This is a genomic window from Cohnella hashimotonis (genome assembly GCF_030014955.1).
Classification (GTDB): Bacteria; Bacillota; Bacilli; order Paenibacillales; family Paenibacillaceae; genus Cohnella; species Cohnella hashimotonis.
In genome coordinates, this window is sequence record NZ_JAGRPV010000001.1 from 4756870 (window position 1) to 4771389 (window position 14520).

Here is a 14520-nt window from a genome sequence, read left to right on the forward strand (position 1 = left end):
AATGTATCAACTGCTTATCGTGGACGACGAGCATTCGGTCGTCGACAGTCTGGCGCTAACGATCCCCTGGGAAGAGCATGGCATCGAAGAAGTCCACCGGGCCTATTCCGCCGAAGAAGCATTAACGATCGCGAATCATCATGCCATCGACTTGCTGATCACCGATATTCGCATGCCGGAGATGGACGGGCTGGAATTGATCGAAAGGATCCGGCGTTTTTCCCGTAAAGTACGCTGCATCATCTTGTCGGGCCATGATGAATTCGAATATGCGCAGAGAGCAATTCAATTCGGAGCGATGAGTTATCTGCTTAAGCCGGTCGATATCGATGCTCTGATCGCGGCCGTACGTACCGGCATCGACGATATAGAACGCGAATGGAAAGAAATCAGTTCGCGTCAGCGTCTGCAACAAACCCTTCACGCCAATTTGCCTTTACTGCGCAACCAACTTCTAAACGACCTGCTGCGAAACAAGCCTCTTCGCAGCGAGTTGCTTGAAGAACGTCTGTCGATTCTTGGTCTGGAATTCAGGATAGGCTGCGCTTATCAGATCATGGTCGTCCGTCTGGAGGAGGATTTTTCGGGGTACGATCTTCAATCTCTATCGTTGTTGGAGTATGCGGTTGGCAACATTGCCGAGGAAGTGCTTCATGACTTATTCGAGGTGTGGCATGGCACGACAGAACAAGGCTACTTGGTATTTCTGCTTCGCAGTCGAACGAAAGAAGGCATTGCATTAGCCGATTCTTATGCGCTCAAACTCCAGAACCATGTTCAGAAGTTTTTAAAGGGGTCTATTACGATCTGCCTCGGCGGAGGCGGCACGTTCCCCGAGCGTTTGTCGGAATGTTACCTCTCCTCCGTCTCCTCCATTCAGAGGAACGCGGGATTGCATCATAGCTATTTCATCACGGTGGACGATATGCCTCCCCCGCCTAAGGATAAGCGGCGTATTTCCTTGCTTGAGCCCCCTCTTCTCCCGTCGCTTCTTGAAGCGGGCAATTGGGAGGAAGCGCTCGTCAAGGTTGGCCGAATGCTGCAGGCGGACGAGCACGCCGGCGAACCTCCCCCCGATCACCTGTTGACGGTCTTGCTCTATTTGTCATCCGCGTTCAGTATCTCCTTTTCTGCGGAAACCGGTTCAGTCGAAGAGCAGCTCGGCGAGGAGTTCGATCTGCTTGTGCGAAAAAAAGGGCATCTCTCCCGACAACGCATACTCGATTGGGCAAAAGACCGGATCGAAGCGATCCGTTCCCGAACTTCCGATGGTATGGAAGATGCCCATCGTCAGATCGCTTCCAAGGTCCGTGCGTTTATTCAGGAGCATCTGGCCGCCGGTGTCTCCTTGCAGCTTGTTGCCGACCATGTCGGCCTGCATCCTGTCTACCTGTCGAAGGTCTATAAGACGGTTACCGGCGAGACGATCGGAGATTATCTGTTTAGGACACGAATGGAACGAGCGGCCCACCTGCTTCACGACTCGACATTAAAAATCGCGGAAATCAGCAGCCAGCTCGGCTTCCTTGCCCCTCCGCATTTCATCAAGATTTTCAAAAAGCATTATGGGTGCACCCCTCAGGAATTTCGTACGCGTTAAAAGACAGAAGCAGGGCTGCGCGGCCTTCGCGCACCCTGCTTTTTTCAACCGATCAAATCCATACCCGTGCCGCGGAAGGTACTACGTTCCGAAACAAATGGCCTCAATCACCAAGTTACTGCATTCGTTGAATTGAAGCCTGATTTCATGCCTCCCGGAATTCCCTTGAAAGGTTGAAAATACGGCGATTCCGTTATTCAACACCACTCGACCGGATGCATCCTTCTCTCCGTCGATGAAAACTAGAATTTCACCACTCCCGGAACCTTCGATTGATATCCCCGTTGCCGGACTTTCCCACTCCACATAGCGATAGACAGCCTCATCCCGGTCCTTGATCCCGATTAAGCTTTCGCGTCCCGTTTGAGACGGCCCAATATATACGTTGCCGGTCAATTGACACGCTCGGTAAGCCTCGATTCTCTCATGGATGCTAAACGGCCTTCCAGCGCCTTGAGACGTCATATGAACTTCCGAAATGGTACCGTCCTCATTAAAAAAAATCGGCTCGATACACAACCTGCGGTTCTGCTGGCTATTTCGTGAACTCCGGTGATAAAATACATACCACTGTCCGTTCACTTCTTCGATGGAGCCATGATTATTCCAGCTAGCGGGATCACAGCCGTCATTATCGACGATAATTCCCCTATACTGAAACGGCCCAAGAGGAGAATCACTGGTCGCATAGGCTAATGAGGTCGGTTTACCGCGTTTCATGCAGGAGTATACGAAATAATAAATGTCGCCGCGTTTTCGAATCGAGCTCCCCTCATGAAAGTAATGCTCCTCTTCCGTGAGAAGGCCATTCACTATCGATCCTTCCTCAAAATCAACCATACTCGGCGTTAATTTCGCACCGTTCGCCTGAAACTGGCCCCAGTAGAAATATGCCTGTCCATCATCATCGATAAAGACTGCCGGGTCGATGCCCCCGCACGGTAGTTGAACTGGATCGGAGAACGGCCCCTCCGGTTTGTCCGCAACCGCAACCCCCTCGCTCGAATCAGACATGCAAAAATATAAGTAGTATTTGCCGCCCTTATTAATCGCGTCCGGCGCAAACAGCATGTCAGGGACATGTTCAGGGGGCGGCTCTGTCATGTATTGCGCATACTGTTCCATAAGCTTTCGCATGAATGGAGAGGTTGCCATTGGATCAGAACCCGAATACTTAGGTGCATTATCGTCAAAGACCCATGAAACCTGGCTGGAATCGAAAGATACGCCATGATCCGTCCAATCGATCATATTTTCCGATGAAATTACCCGATACTCTCTACTGCAAAAATGGTTACCTTCTTGGTCCCAAGACCCGTAAACATAAACTCTTCCATCCGGCATAACGTGCGCTTCCGGATCCGGTATGCATAAGTTCGGCGGTAACACGGGATTTCGGCAATCGTTATATTCCTTCATATTTGTTCCTCCCAGTTTTTGCGCGATATAAAGATGTCACTTTACAGTCTTTACGGAGTCGTACCACTCATTGACTTCCTTGGTGATATCATCTCCGCCGGAAGATCTCCACTTCTTAACAAAGGAGTCAAAGTCGTCGGGCGATTGCTTACCATAAATGATTGCCGTAAACGTATCCATTTGCATCTTCTTGAGCAACTCGTTTCTCGATGACATCGTCGGTGTGGTTGGACCCAAGAAGTATTCAGGAATATCGGCTTCTGGTTGGGTCGTCGCGATCAACTCGGCTTGGTGCGTAATCTTCTCGAGCGGGTTGCCATCGTTCACGCCGATAATGCCGGTGGTGGACATTGCAGCCATATCCTTGTTGGTTAGTGTTTCTCCCTTGGCAATCTTCAAGTTAACATCGACCAGCTTAGAAGGAAAACTCGTTGCTGCACCAGTAATCGTGTATTTCAGGGTTGACACTCTACCGCCGGGAATATTCTTCTCGTCCATATCCGCTTTTCCATCTTTAATGACATAATCGTAACCTTCTTGGAATCCTTTAAAGAGAAATGGATCTTCACTGTTATAAGATTCATACAGGGCGTTCTCGTAATGGAAAAAGGCCTGCAATGCTTGCTCGGAAATGTCTTTGCTGACTAGAACCGCGCTCGTATAAGGTGCTCCGACGGTCCGCATGCTTTTACCGTCGATTCCCTTCGGAAGCGGATTAGGCGTATACATGGCCGTCGGATTTGTCGCCAGCATCATAGAACCGGGATACACCATCAACCAAGCTTCTCCACCCAGCATGCCGACTTTTCCGGAAGTTACGTTTTCCGCCACTTTATTGAAATCATGCAATGCAATGTCGTTGGCGATATAACCTTTTTCCTTCCATTCTTTCAATTTCGACAAAGCGGTTTTGACTCCCGGTTGAATGGAGCCATATTGCAGCTTGCCGTCCGCGCCGGGATACCAGCGTTCCGGAATGGCCCCGAATAATCCGAAAATCCACGAGGAGTCGCCGATCGGATAGCCTAAAAAGGCATCTTTCATACCAAAATCCAGCGCCACCGTATCTTTTTTACCGTTGCCGTCCGGATCTTGGTTGACGAAAGCGTCCATGACTTTTTCGAGCTCTTCCAGATTCGTAGGCACTTTCAGATTGAGCTTGTTCAACCAGTCCTGTCGAATCCACAACGGCGACTGTGTTCCAGTGGGCGCGCGCAGAACCGGGATCGCAAATTTCTTCCCATCCCGGATGAACGGCTGCCATGCGGTCGGATTTTCCGCCATCGCGGCTTTCCAAGTAGGAGAAGCATACTTATCGAAAGCCTCTCCTACATCCAGTACCTTGCCAGATTCAATAAACATGTTTGTTGTCGTCGTGTTCGTAGATACAAATACGTCAGGCAGCTTGTCTCTGGAGGAAAGCATCAACTTCAGTTTGGTATCGTATGAACTGTCGCCTGACGGAGCTGTCCACAACGTCTTGATGTCGACACCCAGCGTATCTTTGGCCCAGCGCGTATGCACGTTGTCGTAGTAAGTTTCTCCATTTTTAAATTTCACGGTCGGATCTTCGCCCCGAATTGTCGTGAGCGTGACAGCCGGTTCGATCTTCCCGTTTACGACGTTCAATTTGGCCGAATCCGCGCTTGCGGAAGAACTAGCCGCGGGACTGCCCTCCGAAGGGGCAGACCCGTCATTCTTACCCGAACTGCAGGCGATCAAGGAACCGAAACTAACGGTCAAAGCCAGTGTTGTCATCAGAAACTTGGTCTTCTTTCCCATCTGATATAACCCCCATAAACTTATAAGAGTGGTTGCATGTTCATTATAAAAACGCTTGCATAGTCAAGATATAGCGGAAACCAAACATCTCATAGCGCGATCTTAACATATAACGAATTCGCATTCTTAACCTTCCACGATTACGCAATTGTCACGATCGGCCCGATCGTCATCGCAATGTATACCTTTACCGGTAGGTTCTTCAACACAAAAACCCCGCTTCGGAAGCGGGGCTCATAACTGTATACTTTTAGTTGCAGTCGTCAAAAACATTTAGAATGGGCTTGGCTTCCGCGATTTTAGTAGCAGGGTTTGCCTTGAACAGCGACATCGAACTCCATTCGCCTAGTATCATGAATTTGATTAAATTTTACAAAAAATCAATATATTCAATATAGCGAAATTTAAAGATGGCATAACGCCATATTAAGATTAGTGACCCCTTTTCACAGCAAATAAGCGCTCTTCGAAAAATGACGAGCGCTTTTCGCATTTTTCACTGCAATTCAGTAGCTGCCTACGCCTTTACAATCCCAAGCTCAACAGCCATTGCCACAGCTTGGGAACGGGAATCCACTCCCAGTTTGTTGTACACGTTGGTTAAGTACGCTTTTACTGTACGCTCTGAAATCTCCAGCTGAACGGCAATCTCCTTACTTCTCAGACCAAGCGCCGCTGCCTGAAGCACCTGCTGTTCCTTCTCCGTTAGTGAAGTTGCGAAACGCTCGGTCGGTGTCGGCTTTAAACGCTCCCGCTGAGCTGCCAAGACTCGAGATAAAATATCCGGCTGCAGCAACGTTTCGCCGCGTTGCGCCGCATCGATTGTTCGGAATAAATGCTCTCTGTCCGTATCTTTCAGCAAATAGCCTTTGGCGCCTAACGCAAGCCCCTGCATCATCCACTCGTCTTCGTTATAAGTAGTCAGAATGACGACCGGAATATCGATGCCGCGGCCGATCATCGCCTCTATCGTTTCAAGCCCGTTCAGCTGCGGCATATTCAAATCCATCAGCACGAGATCCGGCATGACTTTTTCCATGAGTGCCAGCGCTTCGTTCCCATTCGCCGCTTCCCCGATTACCTTGTACTTCTCTTCGGTTTCCAGAATCATTTTAAGGCCTTCCCGAACGACGAGATGATCGTCGACAATCAAGATTTTGCAGTCCATGGCTCAGCTATCCTCTCTGAAGGAGATAGGGTATCGGCAAGGAGCTTCCAGCTTCACCAGCGTCCCCTCCTCTCGTGCACTCTCTATGGTAAGCTTTCCATGCAGGAGACGGGCGCGCTCCTGCAATCCGATCAGACCGTAATGGCCTGGCTGGCGACCGATTTGCTCTGCATCAAAACCGTTACCGTTGTCTTGTACCTCGACCGAAATCCGATCTTCGATATGCCGAATTTGGATTCTGACCTGCGAAGCGCCGGCATGACGCGCAATATTCGTAAGAGATTCTCGAATCATATGCTGCGCATGTTCGAACAGTATTTGGGAAACCGAAGGTAAAGGGTCGATGACCAATTCCACCCGAATGCCGGTCGCCGATGAGAAACGCTCTACCTCCTGACGAATCGCGTCTTCAAAAGTCAGCGCAGGATCGGCAAGCAGCCTCAAGTTGTCGATTGCTTTTCGAGCCTCTGCGAGCGCTTTTTTAGATCCCTCCCGGGATTGGCGTACGATATGACCGGCACGATCCATATTCCCTTTCGTAATATAAGCATCGGCCGCATCCAACTGCATGACCAGTCCAGCCAATCCTTGCGCAAGCGTGTCATGCAGATCTCGGGCCATCCGCTGCCGCTCGTTCGCCAGCGTCAGTCTCTCCACTTCCCAGTGAGCCTGCTTCAGCTCGTTCAGAAAGCTCTCCGTGCGAAGCCTCGCCAGCACTTCTTTCTGGAAAATGCTAATGTAAGCAATAACGATAGCATTCATCATGATAAAGAGCGCCAAGATGAAAATGAGGGAAGAATGGTCACCAAGCTTCAAGACAATAAAAATCACTAAGACATAAAAAACAAAAGCAACTCCGACGACCTTAAGCTTTCGGGGGTAGATAACCGCACTTTGACCGATGAGCACCGGTATCAGCCCAAGAACAATGGGTTGGTATCCTTCGGGCATGAGCAATGCGCAGCCGGCAATAAGAATGCCCTGAAAATATAGATACAACCATGGTTGCCTGCGAGTGAACGACTCGGAATGCCAGTAAAGGGAACAGTGCAGCAATAAAAGAAGATGGAAAAACAAGCTCGGGATCGGCTCAAAATGATTGGTCCATTGCAACACAACCGTCGCAATATAGCTGATCGCGACCCAAAAAATAATATGTTTGCGCGTATCCAGCAGCGCAGTCGGTACGTCGACGAACGGTCGGCCATTCCGGTCACTATTCACGTACCATTGGCTCCCTTCTTCCTTCGCAAAAGCACGCTTTCACTTACGCATGATACAACGTGCAATCCAATCTAGTCTATCATATCCGCTCTCCCCCGATTAATCGAAAGGATCAATGCGGTCGTCATTCAAAAGAGCGACCGCAGCAAGCGATCGCTCTAAATTCATCATCTGCTTTTTTAAGAAGATTTATTCTTCATTGATTCGTTACATCGCCTGCCGATTATCAACCGTTATCTTGTGGGACTTCTCCTCAAGAGCGGCCCCCTCCACATCAATATTCGGCAAGATGCGATCCAGCCACTTGGGCAAATACCATGAGTGACGGCCAAGCATGCTCATAATGGCCGGCAGAATGGCTAGGCGTACGACAAATGCATCGAATAAGATACCGAAAGCCAGCGCCAGCCCCATAGATTTAATCATCGTATCGTCCATAAATATAAAGCCGGCGAACACGCACACCATGATTAGGCCCGCCGCGGTGACGACACTGCCGCTGCTCTTGATGCCGAATAAAATCGCCCCTTTAGCATCACGCGCATGAATAAATTTCTCTCGCATGCGACTTACCAGAAATACTTCGTAATCCATAGCGAGACCAAAAAGAATGCCGGCGGTTAACAGTGGCAAAAAGTTCAATACAGGCCCCGATTGGGTTATTCCAAACAAATTTGCAAAATGGCCATCCTGTACCACAAACACAACAAACCCCAGCGTAGCCGTCATTGTCAATAGGTAACCGAGCACAGCCTTGAGCGGAACGAGCAACGAGCGAAAAACAAGAAGAAGTAGAACGAAAGCGAGTCCGACGACCAAAAGACCGAATGTCGGCAAGGCGTTGTTTAATTTTTTCGAAATATCGATATCCACGGCTGTCGATCCCGTAACCATTAATTTAACACCATACTGACTTTCCATCTCTTTAGATTCGCCACGAATCGTAGACACAAGCTTGCCGGTTTCTTTATCGAGAGGACCGCTTTTTGGGATGACGGATATGATCGCCGCATCTCCACCCGCATTGAGGATCGGCGGTGCAGCGCTGGCTACCCCCTCCATTTTGGACAACCCTGCCGTTGCTTGTTCAATGGCAGATTGAGAATTGTTCGTGCCGTCCGCGGTGGCTAATACAACAAGAGGTCCGTTGAAGCCGGGACCGAAGCCTTCCGACAGCAAGTCATAAGCTTGTCGCTCTGTTGTATCTTCGGACTTCATCCCATTATTCGGGAGTCCGATCTGCAGATGCAGCGCCGGCAGGCTAATAACGCTAAGCAGCAGAATACCGGCTACAGCAACCGGAAGCGGGAACTTCGTAATGAATCGTCCCCAAGCATTAGATTCGGTTGCGGGCTTTTTCTTCAATTTCTTATTCCTTTCGTTACCCGCAGCGGCCTTTGGCAAGATACGTTCACCCAGTAACGACAACATGGCAGGGACAATCACAATTGCAGTCAATACGGCTATAAAAACGGTTAATGCGGCCGCTAGTCCCATCGTGCTCAGGAAAGGAATACGAGTTACCGACAGTCCCGCTAGCGCGATAATAACGGTCATTCCGGCGAATACGACCGCACTCCCTGCCGTACCGGTAGCATTCGCGATCGATTCACGGATGCTCATACCCGCCAGCATGTTTTGGCGATGTCGGGACAATATGAACAAACCGTAATCTATGCCGACAGCCAAGCCTAGCATAACTGCCAAGGTAAGTGTCACCGCCGACATATCTATAAAATTGGAACCGATGAGAATGAGCAGAACCCCTATTCCCAGTCCAAAAATCGCTATAACGATCGGCAAGCCCGCCGTAAGCACTGAGCGGAACATGACGAGCAGAATGATAAACGCCATCGCTATGCCAATAACTTCTGAAATACCGCCTATTTCCGGTACCCCTCCGGAACCAACGGTGCCGCTCTTCTCTACCTGGATGCCCGCCTTACGCATTTTGTCCGCTTGTCGTTCAACGTCTTCAACGGATTTCTCCGTAACATCGGCGGCAGGCAGTTTATACGTTATAGTGGCGTAGCCAATTTCTTTGTTCGCACTGATTGCGCCAGACGAATAAGGATCGGCGACCGACGCTACATTTTGATCTTGCAAGATGGAATTGAGACTCGTTTGTATAACCTTCTTTGTTTCCGCCGATTCAAGCGACTTTCCCTGAGCTGCTTTAAAAACGAGTTGAATCGTACCGCCGTCTACAGCGTCACCTGAAGGGAACTTCTCCTGCAGGGCGTTCGCTGCCTTTTCGGATTCCGTGCCCGGTATGGACATATCACCCTCAAATACAGGGCCCATCCGCAAGGCAACGACGGCTAACAACAACAGGATGATGATTCCGCCGCCAAGCGTCGACTTTCGCCACCGCGCGGCCCATCCGCCAATACGATACAAAATATTTGCCATTTTCCCTCTCTCCTCACCTAGAAACGCTATATCGTGAGTATAGAGGAGATGCCGTCAGACGGTAATGTACGATCGGGCATGCCCCGCATGTACCTTTGGGCAATGATTGTAAAGCTCCGAATCGTCACTTGGCATAATCAACGTTGTTTGAATTTTTGCCTTTGCTTAAAGGCATGCTAATGGAGTAATCTCGACAATTGCTTCGTATTTAATCTATCCGGCTTCGTCTAATTCTTTAGCTAATGAGGCTGCAGCACAAGGTGCATGCACAGTTTTGGTACGCAACAACACCGTCGCGCGGTTGGTCAACAAGAGCCCAAACTGAGGAAGATGTCACGGACTTTGACGTGTAGCGAGGTAACGAAGAAGTGCATCGCTCGAACGATTGACAAGCGGAGCGCTGCGTGCGCCTAATCAAGGAGTGCTCGGCCGCGCCAACATTTTCGGCTACGGCGAAGTCTATCAGTACAATCGCTCGAGCACGCTGATATCGGCCTACAAGCATCTGGAGAATCATCAGCAGTTCCTAAATTACGTCAAACGCGAGAAAGACCCCAGAGTACAATGCGTTGAAGACGTTTTTCAACAAGCGGGAAGCCGTCGTATAGTCAGATTAATGAGAAAGCAGGCGTCCTATCGGAAGTAACCCAGCCTTCCCATTGTATAGCGGTTCAGCCGGTTTATCCGTGCTGCTTTTGTTTTTGAGAACATGGATCAGCGATCCGCAAGGGGAGGTTCATGCTCCAACCAATTCCATTCATTGTTGTCGACGAACAAACTAACCGCTTTCTCGAACGAAATTCCCGGATCTCGAAAGCCGAGCAGCATGGTCGCGAAAGACATGCACTTATCAACGGTAGGCGTGTTCAGCAGATCTTCCGCCTGCTTATCGAAATGATCAGGCTTATTAGGCGCCTGTTTGATTGCCTTCATCAAGTCCTTGTGGCAGGGGAACAACATACGGTTATGCGCGAGAATAATTCGGCCACCGAACAGCACGAGCTGTGTTGCCGAATGATGGAGAAGATATAAGTTATTTTTCTGGGCCGCCTCATTCGAAAAATAGTAACCGTACAGATAAATTTGGGCATAGAAATCTCGTAGATTCCGCTCACGATTCGCTTCCGGATAAACCGGAATTCGGTCTATCACAGATTGAAGGCCTTCGATACGCGAGTAGACTGTCTTGGAACCAATGAAGGCGTTCCGGGTTGGCTCGCTTCCCCGCTCTGAAGCCAACTTCAGGAACTGGACGTTCACCATCTTCCCATCGATATATCCTCCCTCGTAATCGCAAATATCGCGGTTCAGATACGACAGATCATTGGATTGCTTCCGTCTCTCGTAAGCTTCGTCAGTTAGAACTAGGAAAACATCCACATCCGACGACTCTCTTGCCCTATTCTGCGCGACAGAACCTGCGGTCACAAGTGCCAATACGTCGGAGTCTTGTTTCAGCTCTTCCACAAGCGCGTCCAAAGCTCTTTGATGATGGTCGTACATGTATTCAAATTCCTCCTTGTCCAAGAATGCCACTTATTCCTAGAATATAACAGAACACAGCGTCGTAAACGATGTGAATTTGCGCCATTTTCAGAAAACAAGACCTTCAGTCATACCGATAGTGGCGAGAGCAGGAGACTAAAGCAGAGCCTGTCCGCAAAAAAGCAGGTATGCCCAGTTTTCCGGCATACCTGCTTTTTGAGGGAACGTACTAGAGAAATTCTAAAAGCTCAACCTCCCGCTTTTATTGCGAGCGATCAAATAATTCAAGTTCAAGCAAACTGCAAAGGGTATGGTAAATCGGAAGATGTTGTTCTTGAATATCAGCCGTAGTTAAGAAACGCGCCAGAGTATAGCTCCGCTAGTCTACCGCCTTCACCACCCGTCAAGCCGATCGATGAAGCGCCCAGCGCATACGCGACCTGAACCGCTCTTATCACATTAAGCGGATGGCCCGAGGTGCTGATCGCCAGCAGGACATCTCCAGGCTTGGCCAATCCGTAAACCTGCTGAGCAAAGATCTTGTCCGGAGCGTCATTGTTGGATATCGCGCTGATGAGGGCGGCATGACCAGCAAATGAAACGGCAGACAGTGCTCCCTGCAAACGATCGGCTAAATAAACGCCCTCCGTCATGAAGGCCGACTCGATTTACTCAAAATCAGCGTTGATCGTGACTTCCTTCCAATCTTCTATATCGGCCAGCAAGCTCGTGAATTTATGAGTTGCTGCTTGATAAGCGGCTTTACCGAGAAGTAAGCGAAGCGGCGGCTTGGAGGCTTCGACCACCTTTATTACCGCATCTGCGGCTTTCACAGGATCGCCGGACTCTTGTCCGTTGCTCTGCTGAACGCCTTTTAACATTTGCCCGACCACCGATTGCTGTAACTCAGGGATCTGAGTATCCGTTTTAACGGAGGAACGTCCGCCCCAGTCCGTGCGGAAGCCACTGGGCTCAATTAAAGTTACCGCGATGTTGAACGGCGTCAATTCTTTGGCCAAGCTCTCTGAAACTCCTTCAACCGCATACTTGGTTGCGTGATAATAACCGAGGGTCGGGAATGAAGTCAAGCCGCCAATAGACGAGAAATTAATGATATGGCCCGACTTCTGCGCTCTCATATGAGGCAAGACGGCATTGGTCATATGCATAAGTCCCCAGAAGTTGACTTCAAACATCCGGCGCGTCTCTTCTTCGACACTTTCCTCAACCGAACTAAAATAGCCGATTCCAGCATTATTGATCAGTACGTCAATACGTCCAAACTTCCTGATCGTCTGCTCAACCGCGTCTTTAATTTGTTCATCGTTCGTTACATCCAGCGTCAGTGCAAGCGTGTTTTCTTCGTTTCCGGATACGATATCTTGAATCTGCTCGATCTTGCGCGCCGTCACGACTACTTTATAGCCGGCTTCGATGGCTTGCTTTGCGATCTGGCGGCCAAACCCGGTTGAGCAACCGGTAATAAACCATACTTTTTGCTGTAAAGACATGTAACTCACTCCTTTAGAATGTATATATCCACTGTACATCTTTAAGTTAACTTTAAGTCAATAGGAGACAATGGAATTGGCCGGGTTAATTTTTTTTCTTATGCATTAAAACGTCATAAACGGTGATTTTACGAATGATCTTTTCCAGATGATACTGTGTTTTTGCTAACGATTTCTCTACATTGCTTTTATGCTCCAATAGGAATTCTCGTCGGATGTCCAGCGTTTCATCCCCTTGCTGGATAAGATTCGTGTAGGCTTTTATTTCTTCGATGGACATCCCTGTATCTTTTAAAGCCACAACCAATTCAAGCCACTCAAGTATTTTATCGTTATACATTCTTCGTCCGTTGGTGTTCCTATTTACATCGGGAAGGATACCTTCTTGTTCATAGTAACGTAGCGTAGACGCCGGAATTCCGGTTATTTTTACAATCTCGTTAATGCTATACAAATTTAATAACCACCTTTTATTAAAGTTGACTTTAAGATATTTCACATTAGCTCTCAAGTCAATATTAGCTTATAGTCTTGTCGTTGTGCTGTGACAATGTCACCTTAACTGTTCTGAGATAATGTCACTATGGGACATGAGACAGTGACATTGAGCAGATTTGAAGAAAATCGTCGTGGTGGAGAAGATCATTAGCGGACATATGGCGAACGCGGAAGGAGCAGCAGCACTGGGACTGACCAGTAGACAGGTGATGCGATTAAAAAAGAGGTATGTGACGGAGGGAGGGGCAGCGGCGCTTGCTCACCGCTACCGCGGCAGGAAGCCTGCTCATGCACTTGCAGACGATACGAAAGAACGCGTAGCAGCACTCTACAATCAGCAGTATGTCGGAAGCAATAACTGCCACCTTGCAGAACTGCTTACCGAGCGTGACGCACTGGAGCTAAGTCCTTCCAGTGTGCGTCGGATTTTACTCTCCAAGGGCTTGAAGCAAGCAAAGCAACGACGCCGCAAAAAGGCACATCAGCCGCGAGAACGCCGTTCCAAGCCGGTGCACTCTGGCAAATCGATGCGGTATTGGGTCACGCCCGTTACCCATTTTGATTCGGTGCATATGCTTCAAATTGGCGAGCTAGGACGTTTTTCACGACGCACAGAATGGAGTTGTCAAAAAAAGTGCAGTTTGAAAACACCCTCATTCAGAATCCCGTTACTAAGCTGCTTGTGACAGCATTCTTTCTCGATAAACAATTGGGGGGCCATCCCCCTGGATTCGAGGAGTAGATCCTTCGCCTGTTGTAGTAGACCATAATGTATCTGAAGATAATCGATTTAATGTAAGCCATTGAATAGCGTTCTGTGTTGATCTTGTAAAGCTTCTCTTTCTTTAGCGTAGCAAAAAAGCTTTCCATCCTTGCGTTATCATAGCAACGCCCTGTGCCGCTCATGCTCTGAACGGCACCTCGTTTAGCCAGACTTTCCCGGAAAGCATGGCTCGTGAACTGGCTGCCTCGATCGCTGTGATAAATCATTCCGTGAGCATTTCTCGCTTTACAAGCGTTCTCAAAGGCTTGAATGCAGAGTTCCTTACGCATGTTGTCGCCCATGGCGAGGCCTACGACCGCTCCGTTGAAACAATCCAGTACCGCGGACAGATATAGCTTGCCGTCTGAACAAGGGACTTCGGTGATATCTGATAGCCACTTTTGGTTAAGTGCTGAGGATTTAAAGTCTCTTTGGATCAGGTTCTCGCTCTTTTGCGCTGCGGCATCCTCACGTGTAATACCGTTTGGATGGCGCTTTGCTTTTTTAGCAGTCCGTGCTTTTTCATAACTCTATAGACCGTGCTGTAGCTGGTCGTAACAACTATTTGTAACAGCGCCAGCAGAATACGCTGAACACCGTAATTGCTGTTGTCATGTTCCCCGATGATTTCTTTGATTTTGACCAGAAGGCGTTGCTG

General features: G+C 49.0%; 11 protein-coding genes and 3 pseudogenes. 3 read left to right on the top strand and 11 right to left on the bottom strand.

All coding sequences use genetic code 11. The features are described 5' to 3' along the window. The first annotated feature begins 1 nt into the window (after position 1). The gene (locus KB449_RS19190; RefSeq protein ID WP_282909908.1) at positions 2–1600 is read left to right on the top strand and encodes a response regulator; all 1599 of its coding nucleotides are present in this window, start codon (positions 2–4) and stop codon (positions 1598–1600) included. 81 nt (positions 1601–1681) lie between these two features. Here KB449_RS19190 and KB449_RS19195 read toward each other — a convergent pair whose 3' ends face one another. From KB449_RS19195 to KB449_RS19215, 5 genes are all read right to left on the bottom strand, one after another. After that, the gene (locus KB449_RS19195) at positions 1682–3019 is read right to left on the bottom strand and encodes a family 43 glycosylhydrolase (protein ID WP_282909909.1); all 1338 of its coding nucleotides are present in this window, start codon (positions 3017–3019) and stop codon (positions 1682–1684) included. A gap of 36 nt (positions 3020–3055) precedes the next feature. Beyond that, a complete protein-coding gene (locus KB449_RS19200; RefSeq protein WP_282909910.1) occupies positions 3056–4801 on the bottom strand; it encodes a type 2 periplasmic-binding domain-containing protein in 1746 nt (581 codons plus the stop codon). Between the two features lie 517 nt (positions 4802–5318). Then, positions 5319–5969 (bottom strand): response regulator, encoded by a 651-nt coding sequence (locus KB449_RS19205; RefSeq protein WP_282909911.1) that lies wholly within the window; start codon positions 5967–5969, stop codon positions 5319–5321. A gap of 3 nt (positions 5970–5972) precedes the next feature. Then, positions 5973–7193: a sensor histidine kinase gene (locus KB449_RS19210; protein WP_282909912.1), complete on the bottom strand. Its 1221-nt coding sequence runs from the start codon at positions 7191–7193 to the stop codon at positions 5973–5975. Positions 7194–7400: 207 nt separating this feature from the next. Then, complete coding sequence (locus tag KB449_RS19215; RefSeq protein WP_282909913.1) at positions 7401–9605, bottom strand: MMPL family transporter; 2205 nt, start codon at positions 9603–9605, stop codon at positions 7401–7403. A 395-nt stretch (positions 9606–10000) separates the two neighbouring features. Between KB449_RS19215 and KB449_RS36725 the strand changes: the two are divergent. Beyond that, a pseudogene (locus KB449_RS36725) lies at positions 10001–10213 on the top strand (sporulation protein YhbH); the annotation flags it as partial. Between the two features lie 106 nt (positions 10214–10319). On the opposite strand, the gene KB449_RS19220 reads toward KB449_RS36725, so the two are convergent. The 4 genes from KB449_RS19220 to KB449_RS19235 all read right to left on the bottom strand — a co-directional run bounded on the left by KB449_RS19220 (position 10320) and on the right by KB449_RS19235 (position 13055). Then, the gene (locus KB449_RS19220) at positions 10320–11108 is read right to left on the bottom strand and encodes a nucleotidyltransferase domain-containing protein (protein WP_282909914.1); all 789 of its coding nucleotides are present in this window, start codon (positions 11106–11108) and stop codon (positions 10320–10322) included. Between the two features lie 323 nt (positions 11109–11431). Next, complete coding sequence (locus tag KB449_RS19225; protein WP_282909915.1) at positions 11432–11743, bottom strand: SIS domain-containing protein; 312 nt, start codon at positions 11741–11743, stop codon at positions 11432–11434. Between the two features lie 15 nt (positions 11744–11758). Next, positions 11759–12601 (bottom strand): oxidoreductase, encoded by an 843-nt coding sequence (locus tag KB449_RS19230; protein WP_282909916.1) that lies wholly within the window; start codon positions 12599–12601, stop codon positions 11759–11761. A gap of 85 nt (positions 12602–12686) precedes the next feature. Beyond that, positions 12687–13055 carry a MerR family transcriptional regulator gene (locus tag KB449_RS19235; RefSeq protein ID WP_282909917.1) on the bottom strand — a complete coding sequence of 123 codons (369 nt, stop codon included), beginning with the start codon at positions 13053–13055 and terminating at the stop codon, positions 12687–12689. Positions 13056–13257: 202 nt separating this feature from the next. Here KB449_RS19235 and KB449_RS19240 point away from each other — a divergent pair. Then, a pseudogene (locus tag KB449_RS19240) lies at positions 13258–13631 on the top strand (helix-turn-helix domain-containing protein); the annotation flags it as partial. 125 nt (positions 13632–13756) lie between these two features. Here the strand turns inward: KB449_RS19240 and KB449_RS36545 are convergent. Both KB449_RS36545 and KB449_RS36550 read right to left on the bottom strand, forming a co-directional pair. Next, a pseudogene (locus KB449_RS36545) lies at positions 13757–14356 on the bottom strand (IS3 family transposase); the annotation flags it as partial. After that, a complete protein-coding gene (locus KB449_RS36550) occupies positions 14299–14508 on the bottom strand; it encodes an IS3 family transposase (protein ID WP_350356277.1) in 210 nt (69 codons plus the stop codon). The gene KB449_RS36550 and the pseudogene KB449_RS36545, both read right to left, overlap by 58 nt. Positions 14509–14520 lie beyond the last annotated feature (12 nt).

Excerpts from the sequence above, each read along its gene's own strand:
- KB449_RS19225 (WP_282909915.1), bottom strand. The coding sequence starts at position 11,743 with ATGACGGAGGGCGTTTATTTAGCCGATCGTTTGCAGGGAGCACTGTCT.
- KB449_RS19200 (WP_282909910.1), bottom strand. The coding sequence starts at position 4,801 with ATGGGAAAGAAGACCAAGTTTCTGATGACAACACTGGCTTTGACCGTT.
- KB449_RS19195 (WP_282909909.1), bottom strand. The coding sequence starts at position 3,019 with ATGAAGGAATATAACGATTGCCGAAATCCCGTGTTACCGCCGAACTTA.
- KB449_RS19230 (WP_282909916.1), bottom strand. The coding sequence starts at position 12,601 with ATGTCTTTACAGCAAAAAGTATGGTTTATTACCGGTTGCTCAACCGGG.
- KB449_RS19205 (WP_282909911.1), bottom strand. The coding sequence starts at position 5,969 with ATGGACTGCAAAATCTTGATTGTCGACGATCATCTCGTCGTTCGGGAA.
- KB449_RS19190 (WP_282909908.1), top strand. The coding sequence starts at position 2 with ATGTATCAACTGCTTATCGTGGACGACGAGCATTCGGTCGTCGACAGT.
- KB449_RS19215 (WP_282909913.1), bottom strand. The coding sequence starts at position 9,605 with ATGGCAAATATTTTGTATCGTATTGGCGGATGGGCCGCGCGGTGGCGA.
- KB449_RS19220 (WP_282909914.1), bottom strand. The coding sequence starts at position 11,108 with ATGTACGACCATCATCAAAGAGCTTTGGACGCGCTTGTGGAAGAGCTG.